Source organism: Stenotrophomonas sp. NRRL B-14846 (assembly GCF_050473585.1).
GTDB lineage: Bacteria > Pseudomonadota > Gammaproteobacteria > Xanthomonadales > Xanthomonadaceae > Stenotrophomonas.
Genome location: NZ_JBFLUN010000022.1, coordinates 51,797 through 76,204 on the forward strand (window position 1 = coordinate 51,797; position 24,408 = coordinate 76,204).

A 24,408-nucleotide genomic window follows, 5' to 3' on the forward strand; every position below is an offset into this window, starting at 1 on the left:
ACCATGACGAAGAAGTATTCGTTGGGCTTCGTGGGCCGCAAGGCTGGCATGAGCCGCGTGTTCACTGAAGATGGCCGCTCCATCCCGGTGACCCTGATCGAAGCAACCCCGAACCGCATCGCGCAGATCAAGACCGTCGAAACCGACGGCTACAGCGCCGTGCAGGTGACCGTCGGCGCGCGTCGCGCTGCCCTGGTCAACAAGCCGGAAGCCGGCCACTTCGCCAAGGCGAAGGTGGAAGCGGGTCGTGGCCTGTGGGAATTCCGCGTTGAAGACGCGCAGCTCGGCGATTTCGCCGTCGGCGGCGAAGTCAAGGCGGACATCTTCGAAGTCGGCCAGATCGTCGACGTCCAGGGTGTCACCAAGGGTAAGGGCTTCCAGGGCACCATCAAGCGCCACAACTTCCGTATGGGCGATGCAACCCACGGTAACTCGCTGTCGCATCGCGCGCCGGGTTCGCTGGGTCAGCGCCAGACCCCGGGTCGCGTTTTCCCGGGCAAGAAGATGTCGGGCCACATGGGCGCGGTGCAGCAGAGCACCCAGAACCTGGAAGTGGTCAAGGTCGACGTCGAGCGCGGTCTGATCGCCGTTCGCGGCGCCGTTCCGGGCGCGGCGGGTGGCGACGTGATCGTCCGTCCGGCGAGCAAGGCATAAGGAGAGATGACGATGGAACTCGTTATCACGGGTAGCAACAACAAGGTCTCGGTCTCCGACGCCGTGTTCGGTCGCGATTTCAGCGAAGATCTGGTCCACCAGGTCGTCGTTGCCTACCGCAACGCCGGTCGCGCCGGCACCAAGGCACAGAAGACTCGCTCCGAAGTGGCTGGTACCACCAAGAAGTCGAAGAAGCAGAAGGGCGGCGGCGCGCGTCATGGCGCACTGACGGCTCCGATCTTCGTCGGCGGCGGTGTCACCTTCGCGGCCAAGCCGCGCAGCTTCGAGCAGAAGGTCAATCGTAAGCAGTACCGTGCCGCCATGTGCGCGATCCTGTCCGAGCTGAACCGTCAGGGCCGTCTGACCATCGTGGAGTCCTTCGATGTCGAAGTGACCAACACGAAGGGTCTGATCGCCAAGCTGGCCGGCCTGGAAGTGGGCAAGCGCCCGCTGATCGTCACCGAAGAAGCGTCCGAGCACCTGTACCTGTCCGCCCGCAATCTGCCGTACGTGCAGGTGCGTGACGTCCAGGGTCTGGATCCGGTCTCGCTGGTTGGTGCCGACACGGTCGTCATCACCGCTGACGCGGTCAAGAAGGTCGAGGAGTGGCTGGCATGAACAGCAACGAAAAAATCTTCAGCGTGCTGCGTGCCCCGCGTGTCTCCGAAAAGACCGCGCGCCTGCAGGAACTCTCCAATCAGTATGTCTTCGAAGTTTCGAACGAAGCCACCAAGGCCGATGTAAAGGCCGCGGTTGAGCAGCTGTTCGACGTCAAGGTCGAAGCCGTCAACGTGGTCAACGTCAAGGGCAAGAACAAGTCCTTCCGTAACCGTGCTGGCCGCCGCGGCGATTGGCGCAAGGCGTACGTTCGCCTGGCCGACGGCCAGTCGATCGATGTAACGGCCAAGGCCTGAGGTACATCCCATGCCATTGATGAAATTCAAGCCCACCTCCCCCGGCCGCCGTTCGGCCGTGCGCGTGGTCACCCCCGACCTGCACAAGGGTGCTCCGCACGCCGCACTGGTCGAGTCGCAGAGCCGCTCGGGTGGTCGTAACCACCATGGTCGCATCACCGTGCGTCACGTCGGTGGTGGTGCCAAGCAGCACTACCGCATCATCGACTTCAAGCGCAACAAGCTGGGCATCCCGGCGCGCGTGGAACGCATCGAATACGATCCGAACCGCACCGCCCACATCGCTCTGCTGTGCTACGTCGACGGTGAGCGTCGCTACATCATCGCCCCGAAGGGCCTGAAGGCTGGTGATCAGGTGATCGCTGGTTCGGACGCCCCGATCAAGGCCGGCAACACCCTGCCGCTGCGCAACATCCCGGTCGGCACCACCATTCACTGCATCGAACTGAAGCCGGGCAAGGGCGCTCAGATCGCTCGCGCCGCTGGTGCGGCCGTGCAGCTGGTGGCTCGCGAAGGCATCTACGCCACCCTGCGCCTGCGCTCGGGTGAAATGCGTAAGGTTCCGGTCGAGTGCTGCGCCACCATCGGCGAAGTCGGCAACGACGAGCACAGCCTGGAAAAGCTGGGCAAGGCCGGTGCCAAGCGTTGGCGCGGCGTCCGCCCGACCGTTCGTGGTGCTGCCATGAACCCGGTTGACCACCCGCACGGTGGTGGTGAGGCGAAGGCCGGCCAGGGTAATCCGCATCCGGTCACCCCGTGGGGTGTCCCGACCAAGGGTTACAAGACGCGCCATAACAAGCGCACTCAGCAGTTCATCGTCCGCGATCGTAGGGGCTAATCGACCATGGCACGTTCACTCAAGAAGGGCCCGTTCGTCGATCACCACCTCGTCAAGAAGGTGGAGGCCGCTGCGGGCAGCAAGAAGCCGATCAAGACCTGGTCGCGCCGTTCGATGATCCTGCCTGACATGGTAGGCGTCACCATTGCCGTGCATAACGGCAAGAACCACATCCCGGTTCTCGTCAACGAGAACATGGTCGGCCATAAGCTCGGCGAATTTGCCATCACCCGGACCTTCAAGGGTCACGGTGGTGACAAGAAGTCGGGCAAGTAAGGAGAGATGACAATGGAAGCGAAAGCCATCCTGCGCACTGCGCGCATCTCCCCGCAGAAGGCTCGTCTGGTCGCTGACCAGGTGCGCGGTCTGCCGGCCGAGCGTGCGGTCAACCTGCTGAAGTTCTCGGACAAGAAGGCTGCCCACCTGATCAAGAAGGTGGTGGAGTCGGCAATTGCCAACGCCGAGAACAACCAGGGCGCCGACGTCGACGAGCTGAAGGTTCAGACCATCATGGTTGATGAAGGTCCGACCCTGAAGCGTTTCATGGCGCGGGCGAAAGGCCGCGGTACCCGCATCCTCAAGCGCACCAGCCACATCACTGTGGTTGTGGGCGCCGCCAAGTAAGCGGATAAGGAAAAGACCATGGGTCATAAAGTTCATCCGATTGGTATCCGCCTCGGCATTTCCAAGGACTGGAACTCCAAGTGGTACGCCAACAAGGCCGAGTTCGCTGGTTACCTGGCAGCCGACCTGAAAGTGCGCGAAATGCTGCGCAAGAAGCTGGCTCAGGCCGGCATCAGCAAGATCCTGATCGAGCGTCCGGCCAAGACCGCTCGCGTGACGATCCACACCGCCCGTCCGGGCGTGGTGATCGGCAAGCGCGGTGAGGACATCGAGAAGCTGCGCAAGGAAGTGAGCGAGATGATGGGCGTCCCGGCGCACATCAACGTCACCGAAGTGCGCAAGCCGGAACTGGACGCGCAGCTCGTTGCCGAGTCGATCGCCCAGCAGCTGGAGCGTCGCATCATGTTCCGCCGCGCAATGAAGCGCTCGGTCGGCAACGCGATGCGCCTGGGTGCCCTGGGCATCAAGGTCAACGTTGGTGGCCGCCTCAACGGTGCAGAAATCGCCCGTTCGGAGTGGTACCGCGAAGGCCGCGTGCCGCTGCACACCCTGCGTGCCGACATCGACTATGGCTTCGCTGAAGCCAAGACGACCTACGGCATCATCGGCATCAAGGTCTGGATCTACAAGGGCGAGGTCTTCGATTTCTCCCAGGTTGGCCAGGAAAAGCAGGACGACACCCCGTCGCGCAACGATCGTCACGATCGCGGCGACCGTGGTGACCGTCAGCGCCCGGCCCGTGAAGCGAGGTAACGACAATGTTGCAACCCAAGCGAACCAAGTACCGCAAGGTACACAAGGGCCGTAACGATGGCCTGAGCTGGAGCGCCAACGCTGTCAGCTTCGGCGAATACGGCCTGAAGGCAACCGCACACGGTCAGCTGACCGCGCGTCAGATCGAAGCGGCCCGCCGCTCGATCAGCCGCTACGTCAAGCGCGGCGGCAAGATGTGGATCCGCGTGTTCCCCGACAAGCCCATCACCAAGAAGCCCATCGAAGTCCGAATGGGTTCTGGTAAGGGTAACGTGGAATACTGGGTGGCCCAGATCCAGCCCGGCCGCATGATCTATGAAATCGAGGGTGTTTCCGAGGAAGTGGCTCGCGAGGCGTTCCGCCTGGCCGCCGCCAAGCTCTCGGTCACCACCACTTTCGTGACCCGTACGGTGCGCTGATGGATATCAAAACTCTCCGTGAAAAGTCGGCTGACGAACTCAAGGCCCACCTGATCGACCTGCGTAAGGAACAGTTCTCTGTCCGTATGCAGCAGGTCACCGGCCAGCTGCCGAAGACCCACGACATTCGCCGGGTCCGTCGCGAGATTGCTCGCGTCAAGACCCTGCTCGGCAGCACGAAGTAAGGATGGCCGCTATGAGCGACAATACTGAAAAGAAGACGCTGCGCACGGTCGAAGGCCGTGTCGTCAGCAACAAGATGGACAAGACGGTTACCGTCCTGGTTGAGCGTCAGGTCAAGCACGCGCTGTACGGCAAGTACATCAAGCGCTCGACGAAGCTGCACGCCCACGATGCCGACAACGCCTGCAAGGAAGGCGATGTCGTCCGCGTGACCGAGATTGCTCCGATGTCCAAGACCAAGAACTGGCGCGTGGTGGAAGTCATCACGCGTGCGGCTGAATAAGGAGTCTGAATCATGATCCAGATGCAGAGCTACCTTGACGTCGCGGACAATTCGGGTGCCAAGCAGGTGATGTGCTTCAAGGTGCTGGGTGGTTCCAAGCGCCGTTACGCCGGCATCGGCGACATCATCAAGGTCACCGTGAAGGATGCGATTCCGCGCGGCAAGGTCAAGAAGGGTGAAGTGTATGACGCCGTCGTGGTGCGTACCCGCAAGGGTGTGCGTCGCGCCGACGGTTCGCTGATCCGCTTCGACGGCAACGCTGCCGTCCTGCTGAACAACAAGCAGGAGCCGATCGGTACCCGTATCTTCGGGCCGGTGACCCGTGAACTTCGTTCGGAGAAGTTCATGAAGATCGTCTCGCTCGCTCCCGAAGTGCTGTGAGCGACAGGAGATAATCATGGCTAACCGTATCAAGAAGGGCGACCAGGTTGTCGTCAACGCTGGCAAGGACAAGGGCAAGCAGGGCGAAGTCGTCCGCGTCGACGGCGACCGCGTGGTCGTCGCCAACGTGAACATCGTCAAGCGCCACACCAAGCCGAACCCGCAGGCAGGTGTTGCCGGCGGCGTGGTCGAGCGCGAAGCTTCGATCCATATCTCCAACGTGAATGTTCTGAACCCGGCTTCGGGCAAGGGCGAACGCGTTGGCTTCAAGGTGCTGGAGGATGGACGCAAACTGCGTGTGTTCCGCTCCAGCGGTGAGGCGCTCGACGCCTGAGGAATGAGAAGATGAGTTCCCGTCTCGAAAAGTTCTACAAGGACGAAGTGGTGCCGGCGCTGATGAAGCAGTTCGGCTACACCAATCCGATGGAAGTGCCGAAGCTGGTCAAGGTCACCCTGAACATGGGTGTCGGCGAAGCGGCCACCAACAAGAAGATCCTGGAAAACGCCGTCGGCGACATGACCAAGATTTCCGGCCAGAAGCCGGTTGTCACCAAGTCGCGTGTGTCGGTTGCGTCGTTCAAGATCCGCGATGGTTGGCCGATCGGCTGCAAGACCACGCTGCGTCGCCACAAGATGTACGAGTTCCTGGATCGCCTGATCAACATCTCGCTGCCGCGCGTGCGCGACTTCCGTGGTGTTTCCGGTCGTTCCTTCGACGGCCGCGGCAACTTCAACATGGGTGTGAAGGAGCAGATCATCTTCCCGGAAATCGACTTCGACGCCGTCGACGCGATCCGCGGTATGGATATCGCCATCACCACCACTGCGAAGACCGACGCGGAAGCGAAGGCGCTGCTGGCAGCGTTCAAGTTCCCGTTCCGTAACTGATCTGTCGAGGAAACCGAAATGGCAAAGACCTCCATGGTCAACCGCGACATCAAGCGGGAAAAGCTGGCAAAGAAGTACGCTGAAAAGCGTGCGGCTCTGAAGAAGATCGTGTCCTCCGTGGACGCGACCTACGAAGAGAAGATCGACGCCGCAACCAAGCTGTCCAAGCTGCCGCGCGATTCGTCGCCGAGCCGCCAGCGCAACCGTTGCGAGCTGTCGGGTCGTCCGCGTGGCGTCTACAGCAAGTTCGGCCTCGGCCGTAACAAGCTGCGCGAAGCCACCATGCGTGGCGACGTCCCGGGTCTGCGCAAGGCCAGCTGGTAATCCCAGCCGGCCCTGCGATCAGCAGCCCCTGTGGGGGCCGCTGAACCGGGGAGGGGAGGCGTTCAGCTTCCTTTCTGTGAAAAAACCCGAAGAGCCCGACGCAAGTCGGGCTCTTTTGGCGTATACTCCCGCGTCTTGCCCTGTGCAGACGGGGTTGTAGGAGTGGGCCCTCGGCCCGCTGCATCAAGGGACCTGGCCCGTTTCCAGGAGACAACAGATTTTCGCGAAAGCGGATATCGGTGCACTCAAAGGTACTCATATGAGCATGACTGATCCCATCGCCGACCTGCTGGTCCGCATCAAGAATGCGGCCGCGGTTGGCAAGCAGACGGTGAAAGCCCCGTCGTCCAAGATCAAGGTTGCGATCGCCCAGGTCCTGAAGGACGAGGGTTACATCACCGACCTGCGCGTGACCCAGCTGGAAAACAACAAGTCCGAGCTGGAAATCGTGCTGAAGTATTTCGAAGGCAAGCCGGTCATCGCGACCCTGAAGCGCTTCTCGCGTTCGGGCCTGCGCCAGTACCGCGGCAAGAGCGAGCTGCCGAAGGTCATGAATGGCCTGGGTATCTCCATCATTTCCACCTCCAAGGGCATCATGACTGATGCGCAGGCGCGCCAGCTGGGCGTCGGCGGCGAAGTCCTGTGCTTCGTGGCCTAAGGCGAAAGGAGTAGAACTATGTCCCGCGTAGCCAAGAAGCCCGTCACCCTGGGTAAGGTCGAACTGAACGTCCAGTCGGAAAGCATCACCGTCAAGGGCCCGAAGGGCACCCTGTCGCTGGTCAAGCCGGCCGGTATTGCCATCAACGTCGACAGCGGCGTTGCCACCCTGAGCACCGAGAGCGCCGACCTGGTCGCGCTGACCGGTACCGTGCGTGCGATCCTGGCCAACATGGTCAAGGGCGTGTCCGAAGGCTTCGAGCGCAAGCTGGAGCTGGTCGGCGTGGGTTACCGTGCTGCCATGCAGGGCAAGGACCTGAGCCTGTCGCTCGGTTTCTCGCACCCGGTCGTGTTCGTGGCGCCGGAAGGCATCACCATCACCACCCCGACCCAGACCGAGATCCTGGTCCAGGGCGCTGACAAGCAGGTCGTCGGTGAAGTTGCCGCCAAGATCCGTGCGTTCCGCAAGCCGGAGCCGTACAAGGGCAAGGGCGTGAAGTACTCCGACGAAGTCATCATCCGTAAGGAAGCCAAGAAGGCCTAATAGGCGCTTCCGCTTTCAAGGGAAAAACATCATGAACAAGAACATCGCCCGCCTGCGTCGCGCCAAGTCGACCCGCGCCCACATCCGTGAGCTCGGCGTCGCCCGCCTGTCGGTGCTGCGCACCGGCCAGCACCTGTACGCCCAGGTCTTCACCGCCGACGGTTCCAAGGTGCTGGCTGCTGCCAACACCACCCAGACCGACGTCATGGAAGGCCTGAAGAACGGCAAGAACGCCGATGCCGCTGCCAAGGTTGGCCGCATCGTCGCTGAGCGCGCCAAGGCCGCCGGCGTCGAGAAGGTTGCCTTCGATCGTTCGGGTTACCGCTACCACGGCCGCATCAAGGCCCTGGCAGAAGCCGCCCGCGAAGCCGGCCTGCAGTTCTAAGGGATAAGGGCAGGGGGCCGATGGCCTCCTGCCCGCCTGCTCGCCAGCCTGAGTGAGGCTGGACGGCGCCGCTCTTCTGCAGCGGTCCACCGGAACGACGCGTCACTCCACAACCATAAGCGGCCCCGAGCCGTACATACCCAAACAACCAAGGAATCAACATGGCAGAAGAGCGTCAGCAGCGGGGTCGCGATCGCGACCGTAACCGCGAAGAGAAGATCGACGACGGCATGATCGAAAAGCTGGTCGCGGTCAACCGCGTCAGCAAGACCGTCAAGGGTGGCCGCCAGTTCACCTTCACCGCCCTGACCGTTGTCGGCGACGGCGAAGGCAAGGTCGGTTTCGGTTATGGCAAGGCCCGCGAAGTGCCGGTCGCCATCCAGAAGTCGATGGAACAGGCCCGCAAGAACCTGGTCAGCGTTGACCTGAACAACGGCACCCTGTGGCACACCATCAAGGATGGTCACGGCGCAGCCCGCGTGTTCATGCAGCCGGCTTCGGAAGGTACCGGCGTCATCGCCGGCGGTGCCATGCGCGCCGTGCTGGAAGCCGTTGGCGTGAAGAACGTGCTGGCCAAGGCCACCGGTTCGCGCAACCCGATCAACCTGGTGCGTGCCACCGTGAAGGGCCTGGCTGCTGCGCAGTCGCCGGCTCGCATCGCGGCCAAGCGCGGCAAGAAGGTGGAGGAACTCAACCATGGCTAATGAGTCCAACAAGACTGTGAAGGTCCGCCTGGTGCGTGGCCTGCGTGGTACTCAGTCGCGTCACCGCCTGTCGGTGCGTGCTCTGGGCCTGAACAAGCTCAACGATGTGCGTGAACTGAAGGACAGCCCGCAGGTTCGCGGTCTGATCAACACCGTTCACTACCTCGTCAAGGTTGAGGAGTAATCGATCATGACTCTGCGTCTCAATGAACTGAGCCCGGCACCGGGCGCCCGCACCGAGCGCACCCGCGTCGGTCGCGGTATCGGCTCGGGCCTGGGCAAGACTGCCGGCCGCGGCCACAAGGGTTCGTTCGCCCGTAAGGGTGGCGGCAAGATCAAGGCTGGCTTCGAAGGCGGCCAGACCCCCATGCAGCGTCGTCTGCCGAAGATCGGCTTCCGTTCGCCGATCGCCAAGGACACCGCTGAAGTGCTGCTGTACGCGCTGGACAAGCTGCCGGCCGGTGAGATCGACTTCGCCGCCCTGCGTGCTGCCAAGCTGGTCCCGAGCACTGCCAAGAAGGCCAAGGTCGTCGTCAAGGGCGAAGTGACCAAGGCGTTCACCCTGAAGGGTATTGCTGCCACGGCTGGTGCCAAGGCCGCGATCGAAGCTGCCGGCGGCAGCGTAACGGAGTAAGAAAATCATGGCGCAAGCTGGCATCGGTAACCTCGCGGGCGGAATGGGCAAGTTCACTGAACTTCGCCAACGTTTGCTGTTCGTCGTCGGGGCTTTGATCGTCTATCGCATCGGCTGCTACGTGCCGGTGCCGGGCGTCAATCCCGATGCCATGCTTGCCATGATGCAAACGCAGGGCGGCGGCATCGTGGACATGTTCAACATGTTCTCGGGCGGCGCCCTGCACCGTTTCAGCATCTTCGCGCTGAACGTGATGCCGTACATCTCGGCATCGATCGTGATGCAGCTGGCCGTGCACATCTTCCCCGCCCTGAAGGCGATGCAGAAGGAAGGTGAGTCCGGTCGCCGCAAGATCACCCAGTATTCGCGCATCGGCGCCGTGCTGCTGGCAGTGGTGCAGGGCGGCTCGATCGCGCTGGCCCTGCAGGGCCAGGTCTCGCCGTCGGGCGCTCCGGTCGTGTATGCGCCGGGCATGGGCTTCGTGCTCACTGCCGTGGTCGCACTGACCGCCGGCACCATGTTCCTGATGTGGGTCGGTGAGCAGGTCACCGAGCGCGGCATCGGCAACGGCGTGTCGCTGATCATCTTCGCCGGTATCGTGGCGGGCCTGCCGGGTGCGGTCATCCACACCTTCGACGCCTACCGCGACGGCAACATCCAGTTCATCCAGCTGCTGCTGATCGCCATCGTCGTGCTCGCCTTCACCTTCTTCGTGGTGTTCGTCGAGCGTGGCCAGCGCCGGATCACGGTGAATTACGCGCGCCGCCAGGGCGGTCGCAACGCGTACATGAACCAGACCTCGTTCCTGCCGCTGAAGCTCAACATGGCCGGCGTCATCCCGGCGATCTTCGCCTCGAGCCTGCTGGCCTTCCCGGCCACCCTGGCCATGTGGTCCGGCCAGGCCGCCAACCAGAGCAGCTTCGGCCAGATCCTGCAGAAGGTCGCCAACGCCCTGGGCCCGGGCGAGCCGCTGCACATGATCGTGTTCGCTGCGCTGATTACCGGTTTCGCGTTCTTCTATACCGCGCTGGTGTTCAACTCGCAGGAAACCGCCGACAACCTGAAGAAGTCCGGCGCGCTGATTCCGGGCATCCGTCCGGGCAAGGCGACCGCCGACTACATCGACGGCGTGCTGACCCGCCTGACCGCGGCCGGCTCGGCGTACCTGGTGATCGTCTGCCTGCTGCCGGAACTGATGCGCACGCAGCTGAACGCCTCGTTCTACTTCGGTGGTACTTCGCTGCTGATCGTGGTGGTGGTGGTGATGGACTTCATCGCCCAGGTGCAGGCGCACCTGATGTCCCACCAGTACGAGAGCCTGCTGAAGAAGGCCAACCTGAAGGGTGGCAACCGCGGCGGTTTTGCCCGCGGCTGATAGGCCTGTTATACTTTCGTCTTCCTGACGTGATGGTCCCTCCGCTTCGCGGACTCCGGCCACACAAACGAAGGGCGGCCCCCGCAGCGGTTCCGGGTGGGGGTGTGATGAGGTGGTCCCGCGCTGGAGTAGCGCGGGCGGCTCCGGGGGAAACCCCAGGTCCAACCCCATCCGGCGCCGGAGCCTGGGCACACTCCCCAGGCCGGGTTCATGAAACCAATGGTTTCACGGGCTTCCATGTAAACCGGAACCTTGTTAGTATCGCTAGTTCACTTTTTTGATCCATCCTGCCGGATTGGCGTGCCCGAGGCGCGCTGTCGGCCATCACTCAGCTGGAGAACCGCGTCATGGCGCGTATTGCAGGCGTCAACCTGCCAGCCCAGAAGCACGTCTGGGTCGGGTTGCAAAGCATTTACGGCATCGGCCGTACCCGTTCGAAGAAGGTCTGCGAAGTCGCAGGCGTTGCTTCGACCACCAAGATCCGCGATCTGTCGGAGCCGGAAATCGAGCGCCTGCGCGCCGAAGTCGGCAAGTACATCGTGGAAGGCGATCTGCGCCGTGAAATCGGTATCGCGATCAAGCGCCTGATGGACCTGGGCTGCTACCGCGGCCTGCGTCACCGTCGTGGCCTCCCGCTGCGTGGCCAGCGCACCCGTACCAACGCCCGCACCCGCAAGGGTCCGCGCAAGGCGATCAAGAAGTAAGGGACTGAGAAATGGCTAAGCCCGCTGCTAAGACCAAGAAGAAGATCAAGCGCGTCGTCACCGACGGCGTTGCCCACGTCCACGCTTCGTTCAACAACACCATCGTCACCATCACCGACCGCCAGGGCAACGCTCTGTCGTGGGCGACCTCCGGTGGCGCTGGCTTCCGCGGTTCGCGCAAGTCGACCCCGTTCGCTGCCCAGGTGGCTGCTGAAAAGGCCGGTCGTGCTGCGCTGGACTACGGCGTGAAGTCGCTGGAAGTCCGCATCAAGGGCCCGGGTCCGGGCCGTGAGTCGGCCGTGCGTTCGTTGAACAACGTCGGCTACAAGATCACCAACATCATCGACGTGACGCCTATCCCGCACAACGGGTGCCGTCCGCCGAAGAAGCGTCGCGTCTAAAGGGAGCGATAAGAAATGGCTCGTTATATCGGTCCTACCTGTAAGCTCGCCCGTCGCGAAGGCGCCGACCTGTCCCTGAAGAGCCCGGCGCGTGCGCTGGACTCGAAGTGCAAGCTGGAGCAGAAGCCCGGCCAGCACGGCGCCACTGCCCGCAAGGGCAAGCTGTCCGACTACGCCACCCAGCTGCGTGAAAAGCAGAAGGTCAAGCGTATCTACGGCCTGCTGGAGCGTCAGTTCCGCAACTACTACAAGAAGGCCTCGACCAAGAAGGGCAACACCGGCGAGAACCTGCTGCAGCTGCTGGAAACCCGCCTGGACAACGTCGTCTACCGCATGGGCTTCGCCGTGACCCGTCCGGCTGCCCGTCAGCTGGTGTCGCACCGCGGCGTCACCGTGAATGGCAAGTCGGTCAACCTGGCTTCGTACCAGGTCAAGGCTGGCGACGCCATCGCCCTGTCTGAAAAGGCTGCCAAGCAGCTGCGCGTCCAGGAAGCCCTGACCGTCGCCGCCCAGCATGACCTGAGCCCGTCGTGGGTTGAAGTGGATTCCGGCAAGTTCACCGGCATCTTCAAGGCTGTTCCGGATCGTTCGGATCTGCCTGCGGACATCAACGAAGCGCTGATCGTCGAGCTGTATTCGAAGTAATTCATCATTGGAGAGCCCCCGGCGACGGCCGGGGGTTCACTAGGAGAACCCGCAACATGACGGTTACCGCCAACCAGGTTCTGCGTCCTCGCGGTCCGCAGATCGAACGCCTTACCGACACCCGTGCAAAGGTCGTTATCGAACCTTTGGAGCGGGGTTACGGGCATACGCTGGGTAATGCCCTGCGTCGCGTGCTGCTGTCGTCCATCCCGGGCTTCGCCATCACGGAAGTCGAAATCGACGGCGTGTTGCATGAGTACACCACGGTCGAAGGTCTGCAGGAGGACGTGCTCGAAGTCCTGCTGAACCTGAAGGACGTGGCAATCCGTATGCACTCCGGCGACAGCGCCACCCTGTCCCTGTCCAAGCAGGGCCCGGGCGTTGTCACCGCTGCCGACATCAAGGTCGACCACAATGTGGAGATCCTGAACGGCGACCATGTGATCTGCCACCTGACCAAGGATACGGCGATCAACATGCGTCTGAAGATCGAACGTGGTTTCGGCTACCAGCCGGCCGCCGCGCGTCGTCGTCCGGACGAAGAAACCCGTGCCATCGGCCGCCTGGTCCTGGATGCCTCGTTCTCGCCGGTCCGCCGCGTCGCCTATGCCGTGGAAGCGGCCCGCGTCGAACAGCGTACCGACCTGGACAAGCTGGTCATCGATATCGAGACCAACGGCACCATCGACGCCGAGGAAGCCGTGCGCACCGCCGCCGACATCCTCAGCGACCAGCTGTCGGTGTTCGGTGACTTCACCCACCGCGACCGCGGTGCGGCCAAGCCGGCCAACAACGGCGTGGACCCGGTGCTGCTGCGCCCGATCGACGATCTGGAGCTGACCGTGCGTTCGGCCAACTGCCTGAAGGCTGAAAGCATCTACTACATCGGCGATCTGATCCAGAAGACCGAAGTGGAGCTGCTGAAGACCCCGAACCTGGGCAAGAAGTCGCTCACCGAGATCAAGGAAGTGCTGGCTCAGCGCGGCCTGTCCCTCGGCATGAAGCTGGAGAACTGGCCGCCGGCCGGCGTCGCCAGCCACGGCATGCTGGGCTGATATCGGTAATGCCTGGAGGCTCCACCGTTCGCGGTGGGGCCTTCAACGCATCACACCATGCCACGACGAACCGCAGGTTCGCGGGGCAGGTCGTCCAGGACGGACGGCCAGGACCATCCGCAGTCCGCGCAGCAACGCCAGGATGGCGACAACGATCCGCACAGCCTCATCATTAACCAAGGAATATCACCATGCGTCACCAGAAGTCTGGCCGTAAGTTCAGCCGTACCAGCGCCCACCGCGAAGCGATGTTCAAGAACATGGCCGCCTCGCTGTTCAAGCACGAGCTGATCAAGACCACCCTGCCGAAGGCCAAGGAACTGCGCCGCGTTGCCGAGCCGCTGATCACCCTGGCCAAGGTCGACTCCGTCGCCAACCGCCGTCTGGCCTTCGCCCGCCTGCGCGACAACGAAGCCGTGGGCAACCTGTTCACCATCCTGGGCCCGCGCTACGCGAACCGTCCGGGCGGCTACCTGCGCCTGCTGAAGTGCGGCTTCCGCGCCGGCGACAACGCGCCGATGGCCTACGTCGAGCTGGTTGACCGTCCGGTCGTGGCCGAGGAAGTGGCCGAGTAATCGGACCGCTCCAACGCGACACAGCGAAAGCCCGGCCTCTGCCGGGCTTTTGCATTTTCGGGGTCGGATCCCTTTCCGCAGGACAGGGCTCTGACCCCATGCAGGCGGTATCGCGGGTCAGAGCCCTATGCGTGCGCAAAGGGATCTGACCCGCACCGTTCCGACAGGCGTCACCTGTAGCGGTTCGAATGGCGCGCACTCTCGGTTACGCTTGGCGCCTTGATCCATTCGAGCGTTGACGATGAATCCACTGCGCTGGCCCTTCCGCGCCCAGTTCTTCCTGGGCTTCCTGATCTGCGCGGGCCTGCTCGGCTACGCGATCTTCCTGCAGCTGAAGATGGGCCTGGAGCCGTGTCCGCTGTGCATCTTCCAGCGCCTGGCGTTCGCTGCGCTGGGCCTGCTGTTCCTGATCGGTGCGTTGCATGGGCCGTCCAACCGCCCCGGCCGCGCGACCTACGGCGTGCTGGCCTTCATTGCCGCAGCGGTCGGTGTAGGCATCGCCGCACGCCATGTCTACGTGCAGATGCTGCCGCCGGAGATGGGCGCGACCTGCGGCCCGCCGCTGAGCTTCCTGCGCGAGACCATGGGGCCGCTGGAAGTGTTCCGCACGGTGCTGACCGGCACCGGCAACTGCGGCAACATCGACTGGACGTTCCTGGGCCTGACCATGCCGATGTGGTCGGGCGTGTGGTTCGTGCTGCTGGCGCTGTGGGCGCTGGTGGTGTCGCTGCGCAAGGTCAAGCGCTGAGAGCGAAACGGGGTCGGATCCCTTTGCATCGCAAAGGGCTCTGACCCCATTCCCGGTGCGGGGTCAGAGCCCTTTCCTGCGGAAAGGGATCCGACCCCTGTCTCCTCAGAAGTCCTGCTGCAGGCTCAGGTAGGCACCGCGACGCGGTCCCCATTGCGGGGCGAACACGCCGACACCGCCGCCATCTCGCAGCTGGTAGCTGCGATCCAATGCATTGATCACCGCCAGCTGCACGTGCAGCGGATGGCCACTGTCGGCATTGAAATCGTGCCCGGCGCTGAGGTTCACCTGCAGGTAGGACGGCAGCTCACCACCGTTGGGCACGCCCTCGATGTCCGAACGCAGGCCGCTGCCGAACACGTAGTTGGCACCGATCCGGTTGTGCCCGGCGAAGGCGTAGCTGACGCCCCCCGACGACGTCAGCTTCTGGTCGTGGTCCAGGTGGATCCAGTGGTCGGCCACATAGGCCAGCGCGTCCGGATCGAGGTTGTACTGGCTGGTGATGACCTGGGTGCCGATGGCCTTGTTGTACGCCGCGTTGAAGTAGGCGCTGAACGGACCGTTGCTGTAGTCGGCACTGAACTCCAGGCCACGGATATGGCCGCGGCGGTAGTTGAACGTCGAGTAGATGTAGGCGGCGCCGAACTGGCCTTCGTCCTGCAGGCGCGTAACGCGGCGGTCGTACGCGTCCAGGCCCAGGGTCAGGTGGTCACCCAGTTGCTGCGAGACGCCGATGTCGTAGTAGTCGCTGCGTTCGGCCAGTGGGGTGTTGTTGCCGCCACTGGGCTGCTGGTTGGTGGTGCCGTCATACAGGGCGATATCGCTGCTGGCGATCAGCTCACTGGCCGGTGGCGTGAAGTAACGCGAATAGCCGGCGTGAACGGTGGTGCTGTCGCTCGCATTCCAGACCACGCCCACGCGCGGGCTGAGCTGGCCCTCGGTGTGGCCGAAGGCCTTGTAGCGATCACCACGCAGGCCGTAGTTCACGGTCCAGTCGTCGCCGATCTTCCATTCATCCTGCACGTACAACGCCAGCGTGCTGGCATGGAAGGCGCTGCGGTCGGGAATCAGCAGTGGCGTGGTGCTGGACTGCTGGCCGGCGTCATCGACCGGGAACACCCAGCTGCTGTTGCTGGCCCGCGCGTTCTCGTAGTTGCCGTACAGGCCGTAGCGCAATGTGTGGTCGTTGCCCAGAGGGGTGGAGAAGTCGGCCTGCAGGGTGTTGGCGCGGTTGCTGCGCTGGACCTGCGAGGCGACGCCACTGAACACCAGATCGCCGATGACATCCGGGTTGAACGCTACATCGCTGTAGCGCTGCCCGGCGGACACCTGGTAGGCGGTGCTGCCCAGCGTGCCCTGCAGCACCAGCATGCCGAAGCGGGTGGTCTCGCGCTGGGTTTCATCCAGCTGGCTGGAGTCGAAGGTGGTGGTGTCCAGGTAACCGAACTGCGGGGTCTGCCCGGGGTTGACCGGGATCTGGAAGCGGTTGTTGGCGAAGCCGGCGAACACGCTCAGGCGGGTGTTCTCGTTGATCAGATAGGTCAGGTCGGCGAAGGCCTTGCCCTGGTGGGTGTCGTCGTGCAGCGGCTTGCGCGAACTGGTCGGATTCTCCAGGCCGACCTCGTTCTGGTCGTAGTTGCCGGTCAGGAACCAGCTCCAGCGTCCCTGGTTGCCCCACCACGAGGCATTCGGATTGATCTTGCCAAACGAGCCTGTGGTCAGCCCGGCGCTGCCGCCATTGCCGAGCTCGGCACCACTGCGGGTGGTGATGTCGACCACCGCCGCGGTGCGCTCACCGAACTGCGCCGGCAGTGCGCCATCCATCAGGCGGATGCTCTTGATGGTGCGGGCGTCCAGGGTCTGGCCGAAGCCGGAGATCGATTCGGGCAGCAACACGCCGTTGATGCGGTACTGCAGATTTGCGTGGTCGCCGCGCACGTGCACGCCGCCATAGGAATCCTGGACGACGCCGGGTGCCTGCAGCAGTACCTGGCTGAGCGGCGCAGAGGCACCCAGCGGCTGCTTCTGGATGTCCTCGGCGGTGATCTGGTACTGGCTGCTGCCGATGTCCGGCGACAGCGCGTTGCGGGCCTGGTCGAGCTGGGCGCTGACGGTGACCGTGTCGAGGTCCTTCACCGGGGTGGCATCGGCAGCCGCGGCGAGGGAGGGCAGGCTGGCCAGGGTCAGGGCGAAGGTGATGCCGGTAGCGAGCAGGGAAGGCTTCATGGCGGATGGGCTGTGGAAGGGGCCGGTAGGGATGGAGTGTTACTTCGTAACAGTGCGGGGCGAATCATGCGCCTGTCCGGGCGGGCGTGGCCATGCGGTTTGTGGCCGATCGCGACGCGCTTTTCCCGGCGTTCAGCCATGTGCAGACGACGCCCGGCCCTTTGCGACAGCGGTCGGCTCTGCGACCATGATCGTCCCCCACCTCCGGAAGCTTGCAATGAGCCTGTCCGCCGTTTCGCCTGTCCCCGATCCTGCCGCGACCGCCGCTGGCGCTGCCTGGTCGCCGGAGAGCTGGCGTGGCAAGACCGCGCTGCAGATGCCGACCTACCCGGACCCGGTGGTGCTGGACGCTGCCCTGCACGAGCTGAAGCGGCTGCCGCCGCTGGTCACGTCGTGGGAAATCCTGGCACTGAAGCAGCAGCTGGCCGAGGCCCAGGAAGGCAAGCGCTTCCTGCTGCAGGGTGGCGATTGCGCCGAGAACTTCAGCGACTGCGAATCGGGCACCATTTCCAACCGGTTGAAGGTGCTGCTGCAGATGAGCCTGGTGCTGGTGCACGGCCTGCGCCAGCCAGTGATCCGCGTTGGGCGCTTTGCCGGCCAGTACGCCAAGCCGCGTTCGGCCGATACCGAGACCCGCGACGGCGTGACCCTGCCCAGCTACCGCGGCGATGTGATCAATGCGCCGGCGTTCACCGAGGCGGCGCGCCTGCCGGACCCGAAGCGGATGCTGCAGGCGCATGCACATTCGGCGATGACCATGAACTTCGTGCGTGCGCTGATCGATGGCGGCTTCGCCGACCTGCACCATCCGGAGTACTGGAACCTGGAGTGGGTGCGGCATTCGCCGCTGGCCGCCGAGTACCAGAAGATGGTGGCGTCGATCGGTGATGCGGTGCACTTCATGGAAACCCTGGCCGGGGCCCGCGTGCACAACCTCAACCGCATCGACTTCTACACCTCGCATGAAGCGCTGCTGTTGCCCTACGAGCAGGCGCTGACCCGGCAGGTGCCGCGCCAGCAGGGCTGGTTGAACCTGAGCACGCATTACCCGTGGATCGGCATGCGTACGGCCGCGCTCGATGGCGCGCACGTGGAATACCTGCGTGGCGTGCGCAACCCGATTGCGATCAAGGTGGGCCCGTCGGTGACGCCGGACCAGCTGCTGCGCCTGATCGATGTGCTGAACCCGCATGACGAGCCGGGTCGACTGAGCTTCATCCATCGCATGGGTGCAGCGCAGATTGCCGAGAAGCTGCCGCCGCTGCTGGACGCGGTCAAGCGCGATGGCCGCCGCGTGCTGTGGGTGTGCGACGCGATGCATGGCAATACCGAAAGCACCGCCAATGGCTTCAAGACGCGCCGCTTCGACAACGTGCGTGGCGAAGTGGAGCTGTCGTTCGATCTGCATGCGGCCGCAGGCACGCGACTGGGCGGTGTGCACCTGGAACTGACCGGCGAAGACGTGACCGAATGCACCGGCGGCGCGCGCGAACTGACCGAGCGCGACCTCGAGCGTGCATATCGTTCGACCGTGGACCCGCGGTTGAACTACGAGCAGTCGCTGGAGATCGCGATGGCGATCGTGCGCAAGCAGGAACAGGTGCGGTAAGGGGTTTTTCGGCAGGGCTTGCAGCCCTGCACCTGCTGCAGTCAACGTCAACGTCAACGTCAACAGCGGGCATTCCGTGGGTTGGCGTGGCGGTGTCGGAGTGCGGGGACGCCGCAAGTACGTCCATGTAGGCTTGGCAGCCGCATCCATGCGGCTGACACCCCGCACTCCGACACCGCCCCACCTCTGACAGATTGCTGCGATCTGTCGGTGGGTGCCGACCGTTGGTCGGCACATCTGTCAGATATCGATACACACAAATGGGGTCAGATCTGTTCCAGCAGATCGCGGGAAACTGTTGGAGGCGGGGTGGGTCCGGTTGCGGGGGCGTGAGCCGCATGGATGCGGCGACCGAGCTTACATGGACGTACTTGCAGCGCCCCCCGCAACCGGACCCACCCCGCCATCCCGCAGGAAACCCGCTTCTGCTTCGGCTGTTGCTGTTGCTCCAGCACGCAGCAGGTGCAGGGCTGCAAGCCCTGCCGAGCAACACCCTCCTTACGAACGACTGACGTGACGCTCATGCGCCATGCGCGAGGCTGTCCGCTTGGCTGTTCAAGTGGAGGTGGCAACGGTGCACTGGCAAAGCGCACAGGCATACGCATGGCCGTTGGGATTGGCCGTGGTGGTGGGCGGCATCGGCGCGTGGCTGATCCTGTGGATCTACCATCGGCTGAAAGGGCGTGATCGCCGGCGCGCGCGCATCGGCCGTGTGCTCGGGCTGCCGATGGCCACCGCATGGCCGCTGCTGCTGTTGATCCCTGCATTGCAGGCCACACCGCTGCAGGATCCGCTGCTGGGCAATCTGCAGCACGTGCTGCACATCGCGCTGACCGCCTGTTTCATCTGGCTGCTGGTGCGGGCGGTGGCGGCGGGTGAGCGGGCAATCCTGCGCAGCCATCCCATCGATGTCTCCGACAACCTGGAGGCACGCCGCATCCAGACCCAGACGCGGGTGCTCAGCCGCGTGCTGATGGGCGCCATCATCGTGCTGGGCGCATCGCTGGTGCTGTTGACCTTCCCGATGGTGCAGAAGATCGGTACCGCGCTGCTGGCATCGGCAGGCCTGATCGGCCTGGTGGCGGGTATCGCGGCCAAGCCGGTGTTCGGCAACCTGATCGCTGGTTTGCAGATCGCGGTGACGCAGCCGATCCGGCTGGATGACGTGGTGATCGTCGAAGGTGAGTGGGGGCGTATCGAGGAGATCGGCAGCAGCTATGTGGTGGTGCGCATCTGGGACGAGCGGCGGATGGTGGTGCCGCTGACCTGGTTCATCGAGAACCCCTTCCAGAACTGGACGCGGCGCAGCGCGGACCTGCTCGGCACGGCGTTCCTGTGGCTGGACTATCGTGCCCCGATCGCGGCGATCCGCGCTGAGCTGGAGCGCATCTGCCGTGGCGAAGCGCTGTGGGATGGCCGGGTCTGCGTGACCCAGGTGACCGAGACCAGCGAGCGTGCGATCCAGGTGCGCCTGCTGGTCAGTGCGCGCAGCTCCGGCGATGCCTTCGATCTGCGCTGCCTGGTACGCGAACGCATGCTTGATTTCCTGGCGCGCGAGCATCCGCAGTCGCTGCCGCAGGTGCGTGCGCGGCTGCAGCATGCAGACGAACTGGACATGCCGCGCGGTCCACGTGCACGCACTGCAGATGTGCGTTCGCCGGGGGCGGAAGATGGTGAGGCGGCAATCGTGCCGGTGGAGCCGGAACCCGAACGGTAGCGCCGGCCGCTGGCCGGCGACCCCGGATCTGCCGGCCAGCGGCCGGCACTACCGGATCACGGCTCGCCGGCGTCGATCAGGGTGTCGGTGTCGAAGTGCGGTGGGCGCCGCGCGCGGGTGCGCTGTTCATAGGCGTAGGCCATTTCGATCAGCTTCGGTTCGCTCCATGCGGTGCCCATGAACAGCAGGCCGACCGGCAGGCCATCGATCTGGCCCATCGGCACGCTGAGGCTGGGATAGCCGGCGACGGCGGCGGCGCCGTAGCTCTCGCCGGGGAAGTCGTCGCCTTCGCTGCGGATCGGCCATGCCGCACCGGTGGTCGGCGCCACCAGGGCATCGAGCTGGTGGGCGGCGAGGGCAGCATCGATGCCTTCCGGGCCGGCCAGCCGGCGTGCATCGCTGCGTGCGCGGATATAGGCGGGGTCGGCCAGTCCTGCGGTAGCGTCGGCCTCCACCAGTAGCTCCTGGCCGAACAGGCCCAGTTCCTGCTTGCTGTGCGCCTGATTGAAGGCGATCAGGTCGGCCAGGCTGCGCAGTGGCGCGCGATGGGTGCTGAAGTAGCGCTCCAGCCCGGCCTTGAATTCGTACAGCAGCACCGTGCGTTCGGCCTCGGCCCACGCGCCCTGGTTGGGCAGCTCCACTGGCACCACGATGGCACCGGCCCGACGCAGCTCGGTGGCCGCCTGTTCGATCAGCGGCGGCATGCCGCGGTACTTCAGCAGCGGTGTCTGCAGCAGGCCGATGCGCTTGCCACGCAGGCCCTGCGGGTCCAGGCGCGCGGTGTAGTCGTACACCGCGCGGCCGGGCATGGTGGCCGTGGCCGGGTCGGCATCGTCGCGGCCGGCGATCGCAGTCAGTACGGCTGCAGCGTCGGCGACGCTGCGTGTCATCGGCCCCGCGGTGTCCTGGCTGAAGGAAATCGGGATGATGCCTTCGCGGCTGACCAGGCCGACGGTCGGCTTGAGGCCGACGATGCCATTGATCGCCGCGGGGCAGACGATGCTGCCGTCGGTTTCGGTGCCGATCGCTACGCTGGCCAGGTTGGCGGCGACCGCCACTGCGCTGCCGCTGCTGGAGCCGCAGGGCGAGTGGCTGAGGCGATAGGGGTTGCGGGTCTGGCCACCTCGTGCGCTCCAGCCGGACACCGAATCGTTGCCGCGGAAATTGGCCCACTCGCTGAGATTGGTCTTGCCCAGCACCACCGCACCGGCGTCGCGCAGCCGGCGCACCAGGTAGGCGTCGTCCGGGCGGAACCCCTGCAGGGCCAGCGAGCCGGCGCTGGTGGCCATCGGGGCGGCGTTGATGTTGTCCTTCAGCAGTACCGGAATGCCGTGCAGCGGGCCGCGCAGGCGTCCATCACGGCGCTCGCGGTCGCGCGCAGCGGCTTCCTTCAGTGCATCCGGGTTGAGCTCGATCACCGCGCGCAGGCGCGGCCCGGTGCGGTCCAGAGTGGCGATGCGCTGCAGGTAGGCCTGGGTCAGGGTGGTGCTGTCCAGCTCGCCGGCGGTCATCCGCGCCTGCAGGTCGGCGACATCGGTTTCGGCGTACGGGAACGGCACGTTGCGGCTCGCGGGTTCGGCCGCATGCGCGCTGGACGTGGCCGGGCTGCAGCCAGCCGAAAGCAGCGCAGGCAGCGCGGCAAGCAGGCAGGTCAGCAGAGGCGGCAAGGACGGGCGCATGGGGCGGCTTGGTCGGCTCCAATCCCCAGTGTAGCCGGTGCTCAGCGGTGGCGCTTGCGCAGGTCGCGGGCGAGGACGTAGACCACGATCAGGTTGATCGCCAGGATCGTCCACGACGGCCAGCCGGGGTGGCGGATGATCGCGAAGATGTCGAAGGGCAGGTACAGCGAGGCGGTCAGGCAGCCCAGCCAGGAGGCCCAGGCCTTGGCCCGCCACAGGCCCCAGGCTTCGACCAGGTGCAGCAGGCCGTAGCCGATCATCCCCGCCGCGGCCAGGTGCACCGCGTCGGGGCTGATCATGTGCAGCAGCGAGGGCAGGGTGCCATGGTCCGGATCCAGGCTGAAACGCCGGATCAGGACCATGATGCCGTGCCGCAGCGGTTGCGGTCCGAGCACTTCCAGCCCGGTGGCGGCCAACAGCGCCAGCATCGCCTTGCTCGCTTCGAGCAGGGCGATGACGTGGAGACCCGGATGCCGGTGCGGATCCGGGTTGTAGCCGCTCTGGTTCACGAGGTGCTGGCTCAGCCGCCGCGCGAAGCCTTCTTGCGGTCGCTTTCGGTCAGGAACTTCTTGCGCAGACGGATCTCCTTGGGGGTGATCTCGACCAGCTCGTCGTCTTCGATGAAGTCCAGGGCCTGTTCCAGCGAGTACTTGATCGCCGGGGTCAGCTGGATCGCATCGTCCTTGCCCGAAGCGCGCATGTTGGTCAGCGGCTTGGTCTTGATCGCGTTGACGGTCAGGTCGTTGTCCTTGGAGTGGATGCCGACCAGCTGACCTTCATACACGTTGTCGCCTTCAGCAGCGAAGAGCTTGCCGCGCTCCTGCAGCGGGCCCAGCGAGTAAGCCGGGGTGGTGCCCGGGGCGTTCGCGATCATCACGCCGTTGATGCGCTTGGCGATGGCGCCCTGTTCCTTCGGGCCGTAATGGTCGAACACGTGGAACAGCAGGCCCGAGCCCTGGGTCAGGGTCTTGAACTCGTTCTGGAAACCGATCAGGCCACGGGCCGGGATCTGGTACTCCAGGCGCACACGGCCCTTGCCGTCCGGTTCCATGTTCTTCAGCTGGCCCTTGCGGGTGCCCAGCTTTTCCATCACGCCGCCCTGGTGGACTTCTTCGATGTCCACCACCAGCTGCTCGATCGGCTCCATCATCTGGCCGTCGATTTCCTTGATGATCACTTCCGGGCGCGACACGGCCAGCTCGTAACCCTCGCGACGCATGTTCTCGATCAGCACCGACAGGTGCAGTTCGCCACGGCCGGAGACCAGGAACTTGTCGGCGTCTTCCAGCTGTTCGACCTTCAGGGCCACGTTGTGGACCTGTTCGCGGTCCAGGCGGTCCTTGATCTGGCGGCTGGTCAGGAACTTGCCACCGGACAGGTCCTTGTTGCCGGCGAACGGCGAGTTGTTGACCTGGAAGGTCATCGAGATGGTCGGCTCGTCGACGGTCAGTGCCGGCAGGGCTTCCGGATTTTCCGGGTGGCACAGGGTGTCGGAGATGGTCAGCTCCGGAATGCCGGAGATGGCCACGATGTCACCGGCCTCGGCCGTGTCCTGCTCGATGCGCTCCAGGCCCAGGAAGCCCAGCACCTGGGCGACCTTGCCGTTGCGCTTCTTGCCTTCACGGTCGATGACGGCGACCTGCATGTTCTTCTTCAGGGTGCCGCGCTGGATGCGGCCGATGCCGATCACGCCCACGAAGTTGTTGTAGTCCAGCTGGCTGATGCGCATCTGGAACGGGCCTTCCGGGTCCACTTCCGGACGCGGGGCGTGCTGCATGATCGCTTCGTACAGCGGGGTCATGTCGCCGTCGCGCACGGTGTCTTCCAGGCCGGCGTAGCCGTTCAGGGCCGAGGCGTAGACGATCGGGAAGTCCAGCTGCTCATTGGTGGCGCCGAGCTTGTCGAACAGGTCGAAGACCTGGTCGATCACCCACTCCGGGCGCGAACCCGGGCGGTCGACCTTGTTGACCACGACGATCGGCTTGAAGCCCATCGCGAAGGCCTTCTGGGTCACGAAGCGGGTCTGCGGCATCGGGCCGTCCATCGCATCGACCAGGATCAGCACGGTGTCGACCATCGACAGCACGCGCTCGACCTCACCGCCGAAGTCGGCGTGGCCGGGGGTGTCGACGATGTTGATCCGGTTCTTGATACCGGTCTTCTTGTCTTCCCAGGTGATGGCGGTGTTCTTGGCCAGGATGGTGATGCCGCGTTCCTTTTCCTGGTCGTTGCTGTCCATCACGCGCTCGGCGAGGACGGTGCGCTCGGACAGGGTGCCGGACTGCTTCAGCAGCTGGTCGACCAGGGTGGTCTTGCCATGGTCGACGTGGGCGACGATGGCGATGTTGCGAAGATTTTCGATGGACATACGAAAGGGGGCCAGTCGGCGCCGGATTTGGAAAAAGAAGTCCAACATTATACGTCGAACTTGACGATTCGCGAAAAGGTCGATTTCACGCCGGACACGGGGCCCATTCAGCTGGCTGTCC

General features: G+C 64.3%; 33 protein-coding genes. 29 read left to right on the top strand and 4 right to left on the bottom strand.

Going from position 1 to position 24,408, the window contains the following annotated elements:
• Window positions 1–3 precede the first annotated feature (3 nt).
• From rplC to AB1281_RS02400, 27 genes are all read left to right on the top strand, one after another.
• Window positions 4–654, top strand: a complete 651-nt coding sequence (gene rplC, locus AB1281_RS02270) for a 50S ribosomal protein L3 (RefSeq protein WP_004145336.1) — start codon at window positions 4–6, stop codon at window positions 652–654.
• 12 nt (window positions 655–666) lie between these two features.
• On the top strand, window positions 667–1,272 hold the full coding sequence (gene rplD / locus AB1281_RS02275) for a 50S ribosomal protein L4 (RefSeq protein ID WP_004145337.1): 606 nt from the start codon (window positions 667–669) through the stop codon (window positions 1,270–1,272).
• A complete protein-coding gene (gene rplW, locus AB1281_RS02280) occupies window positions 1,269–1,568 on the top strand; it encodes a 50S ribosomal protein L23 (RefSeq protein WP_004145338.1) in 300 nt (99 codons plus the stop codon). Before rplD ends, rplW begins: the two co-directional genes overlap by 4 nt.
• Window positions 1,569–1,578: 10 nt before the next feature.
• The gene (gene rplB, locus AB1281_RS02285; RefSeq protein WP_004145339.1) at window positions 1,579–2,406 is read left to right on the top strand and encodes a 50S ribosomal protein L2; all 828 of its coding nucleotides are present in this window, start codon (window positions 1,579–1,581) and stop codon (window positions 2,404–2,406) included.
• 6 nt (window positions 2,407–2,412) lie between these two features.
• The gene (gene rpsS / locus AB1281_RS02290; RefSeq protein WP_004154485.1) at window positions 2,413–2,682 is read left to right on the top strand and encodes a 30S ribosomal protein S19; all 270 of its coding nucleotides are present in this window, start codon (window positions 2,413–2,415) and stop codon (window positions 2,680–2,682) included.
• Between the two features lie 12 nt (window positions 2,683–2,694).
• The gene (rplV, locus tag AB1281_RS02295) at window positions 2,695–3,030 is read left to right on the top strand and encodes a 50S ribosomal protein L22 (protein WP_004145348.1); all 336 of its coding nucleotides are present in this window, start codon (window positions 2,695–2,697) and stop codon (window positions 3,028–3,030) included.
• Window positions 3,031–3,048: 18 nt separating this feature from the next.
• A complete protein-coding gene (gene rpsC, locus AB1281_RS02300) occupies window positions 3,049–3,783 on the top strand; it encodes a 30S ribosomal protein S3 (protein WP_004145350.1) in 735 nt (244 codons plus the stop codon).
• A 5-nt stretch (window positions 3,784–3,788) separates the two neighbouring features.
• Window positions 3,789–4,202, top strand: a complete 414-nt coding sequence (gene rplP, locus AB1281_RS02305; protein WP_004154486.1) for a 50S ribosomal protein L16 — start codon at window positions 3,789–3,791, stop codon at window positions 4,200–4,202.
• A complete protein-coding gene (gene rpmC / locus AB1281_RS02310; RefSeq protein WP_004154487.1) occupies window positions 4,202–4,387 on the top strand; it encodes a 50S ribosomal protein L29 in 186 nt (61 codons plus the stop codon). The genes rplP and rpmC overlap by 1 nt, the downstream gene beginning before the upstream one ends.
• Before the next feature lie 11 nt (window positions 4,388–4,398).
• A complete protein-coding gene (gene rpsQ / locus AB1281_RS02315) occupies window positions 4,399–4,668 on the top strand; it encodes a 30S ribosomal protein S17 (RefSeq protein WP_004154489.1) in 270 nt (89 codons plus the stop codon).
• A gap of 12 nt (window positions 4,669–4,680) precedes the next feature.
• Window positions 4,681–5,049, top strand: coding sequence for a 50S ribosomal protein L14 (gene rplN / locus AB1281_RS02320; protein ID WP_010483978.1), 369 nt, complete (start codon window positions 4,681–4,683; stop codon window positions 5,047–5,049).
• Between the two features lie 16 nt (window positions 5,050–5,065).
• Complete coding sequence (gene rplX, locus AB1281_RS02325; protein WP_004154490.1) at window positions 5,066–5,383, top strand: 50S ribosomal protein L24; 318 nt, start codon at window positions 5,066–5,068, stop codon at window positions 5,381–5,383.
• 11 nt (window positions 5,384–5,394) lie between these two features.
• The gene (rplE, locus tag AB1281_RS02330) at window positions 5,395–5,937 is read left to right on the top strand and encodes a 50S ribosomal protein L5 (protein ID WP_004154491.1); all 543 of its coding nucleotides are present in this window, start codon (window positions 5,395–5,397) and stop codon (window positions 5,935–5,937) included.
• 18 nt (window positions 5,938–5,955) lie between these two features.
• Entirely contained in the window at window positions 5,956–6,261 is a 306-nt protein-coding gene (gene rpsN, locus AB1281_RS02335) for a 30S ribosomal protein S14 (protein WP_075675278.1), read from the top strand.
• Between the two features lie 259 nt (window positions 6,262–6,520).
• Window positions 6,521–6,919 carry a 30S ribosomal protein S8 gene (gene rpsH / locus AB1281_RS02340; protein WP_005408210.1) on the top strand — a complete coding sequence of 133 codons (399 nt, stop codon included), beginning with the start codon at window positions 6,521–6,523 and terminating at the stop codon, window positions 6,917–6,919.
• A gap of 18 nt (window positions 6,920–6,937) precedes the next feature.
• A complete protein-coding gene (gene rplF, locus AB1281_RS02345) occupies window positions 6,938–7,462 on the top strand; it encodes a 50S ribosomal protein L6 (RefSeq protein ID WP_075675277.1) in 525 nt (174 codons plus the stop codon).
• Between the two features lie 31 nt (window positions 7,463–7,493).
• Window positions 7,494–7,847: a 50S ribosomal protein L18 gene (gene rplR / locus AB1281_RS02350; protein WP_005408212.1), complete on the top strand. Its 354-nt coding sequence runs from the start codon at window positions 7,494–7,496 to the stop codon at window positions 7,845–7,847.
• Between the two features lie 161 nt (window positions 7,848–8,008).
• Entirely contained in the window at window positions 8,009–8,551 is a 543-nt protein-coding gene (gene rpsE / locus AB1281_RS02355; protein ID WP_004154496.1) for a 30S ribosomal protein S5, read from the top strand.
• Entirely contained in the window at window positions 8,544–8,735 is a 192-nt protein-coding gene (gene rpmD, locus AB1281_RS02360) for a 50S ribosomal protein L30 (protein WP_004154497.1), read from the top strand. The genes rpsE and rpmD overlap by 8 nt, the downstream gene beginning before the upstream one ends.
• Before the next feature lie 6 nt (window positions 8,736–8,741).
• Entirely contained in the window at window positions 8,742–9,185 is a 444-nt protein-coding gene (rplO, locus tag AB1281_RS02365) for a 50S ribosomal protein L15 (protein WP_004154498.1), read from the top strand.
• A gap of 7 nt (window positions 9,186–9,192) precedes the next feature.
• Entirely contained in the window at window positions 9,193–10,560 is a 1,368-nt protein-coding gene (gene secY / locus AB1281_RS02370; RefSeq protein ID WP_049446762.1) for a preprotein translocase subunit SecY, read from the top strand.
• Window positions 10,561–10,907: 347 nt separating this feature from the next.
• Entirely contained in the window at window positions 10,908–11,264 is a 357-nt protein-coding gene (gene rpsM, locus AB1281_RS02375; protein ID WP_004154500.1) for a 30S ribosomal protein S13, read from the top strand.
• A gap of 11 nt (window positions 11,265–11,275) precedes the next feature.
• Complete coding sequence (rpsK, locus tag AB1281_RS02380; protein WP_004145443.1) at window positions 11,276–11,665, top strand: 30S ribosomal protein S11; 390 nt, start codon at window positions 11,276–11,278, stop codon at window positions 11,663–11,665.
• A 15-nt stretch (window positions 11,666–11,680) separates the two neighbouring features.
• On the top strand, window positions 11,681–12,310 hold the full coding sequence (gene rpsD, locus AB1281_RS02385; RefSeq protein WP_004145446.1) for a 30S ribosomal protein S4: 630 nt from the start codon (window positions 11,681–11,683) through the stop codon (window positions 12,308–12,310).
• 56 nt (window positions 12,311–12,366) lie between these two features.
• Window positions 12,367–13,365 carry a DNA-directed RNA polymerase subunit alpha gene (locus AB1281_RS02390; protein ID WP_005408216.1) on the top strand — a complete coding sequence of 333 codons (999 nt, stop codon included), beginning with the start codon at window positions 12,367–12,369 and terminating at the stop codon, window positions 13,363–13,365.
• A 191-nt stretch (window positions 13,366–13,556) separates the two neighbouring features.
• On the top strand, window positions 13,557–13,940 hold the full coding sequence (gene rplQ, locus AB1281_RS02395) for a 50S ribosomal protein L17 (protein ID WP_005408217.1): 384 nt from the start codon (window positions 13,557–13,559) through the stop codon (window positions 13,938–13,940).
• 241 nt (window positions 13,941–14,181) lie between these two features.
• On the top strand, window positions 14,182–14,688 hold the full coding sequence (locus AB1281_RS02400; RefSeq protein ID WP_005415421.1) for a disulfide bond formation protein B: 507 nt from the start codon (window positions 14,182–14,184) through the stop codon (window positions 14,686–14,688).
• A 105-nt stretch (window positions 14,689–14,793) separates the two neighbouring features.
• Here AB1281_RS02400 and AB1281_RS02405 read toward each other — a convergent pair whose 3' ends face one another.
• Complete coding sequence (locus AB1281_RS02405) at window positions 14,794–16,914, bottom strand: TonB-dependent receptor (protein ID WP_430344966.1); 2,121 nt, start codon at window positions 16,912–16,914, stop codon at window positions 14,794–14,796.
• 217 nt (window positions 16,915–17,131) lie between these two features.
• On the opposite strand from AB1281_RS02405, the gene AB1281_RS02410 reads away from it, so the two are divergent.
• The gene (locus AB1281_RS02410; protein WP_430344967.1) at window positions 17,132–18,523 is read left to right on the top strand and encodes a class II 3-deoxy-7-phosphoheptulonate synthase; all 1,392 of its coding nucleotides are present in this window, start codon (window positions 17,132–17,134) and stop codon (window positions 18,521–18,523) included.
• Window positions 18,524–19,052: 529 nt separating this feature from the next.
• Complete coding sequence (locus AB1281_RS02415) at window positions 19,053–20,240, top strand: mechanosensitive ion channel family protein (protein WP_430344968.1); 1,188 nt, start codon at window positions 19,053–19,055, stop codon at window positions 20,238–20,240.
• A 56-nt stretch (window positions 20,241–20,296) separates the two neighbouring features.
• On the opposite strand, the gene AB1281_RS02420 is transcribed toward AB1281_RS02415, so the two are convergent.
• The 3 genes from AB1281_RS02420 to typA are packed head-to-tail and all read right to left on the bottom strand — an operon-like array spanning window position 20,297 to window position 24,287.
• Window positions 20,297–21,919: an amidase gene (locus tag AB1281_RS02420; protein WP_430344969.1), complete on the bottom strand. Its 1,623-nt coding sequence runs from the start codon at window positions 21,917–21,919 to the stop codon at window positions 20,297–20,299.
• A gap of 41 nt (window positions 21,920–21,960) precedes the next feature.
• Window positions 21,961–22,428 (bottom strand): DUF2127 domain-containing protein, encoded by a 468-nt coding sequence (locus AB1281_RS02425; RefSeq protein WP_005415426.1) that lies wholly within the window; start codon window positions 22,426–22,428, stop codon window positions 21,961–21,963.
• Window positions 22,429–22,439: 11 nt separating this feature from the next.
• The gene (typA, locus tag AB1281_RS02430; protein WP_042358544.1) at window positions 22,440–24,287 is read right to left on the bottom strand and encodes a translational GTPase TypA; all 1,848 of its coding nucleotides are present in this window, start codon (window positions 24,285–24,287) and stop codon (window positions 22,440–22,442) included.
• Between the last annotated feature and the right edge of the window lie 121 nt (window positions 24,288–24,408).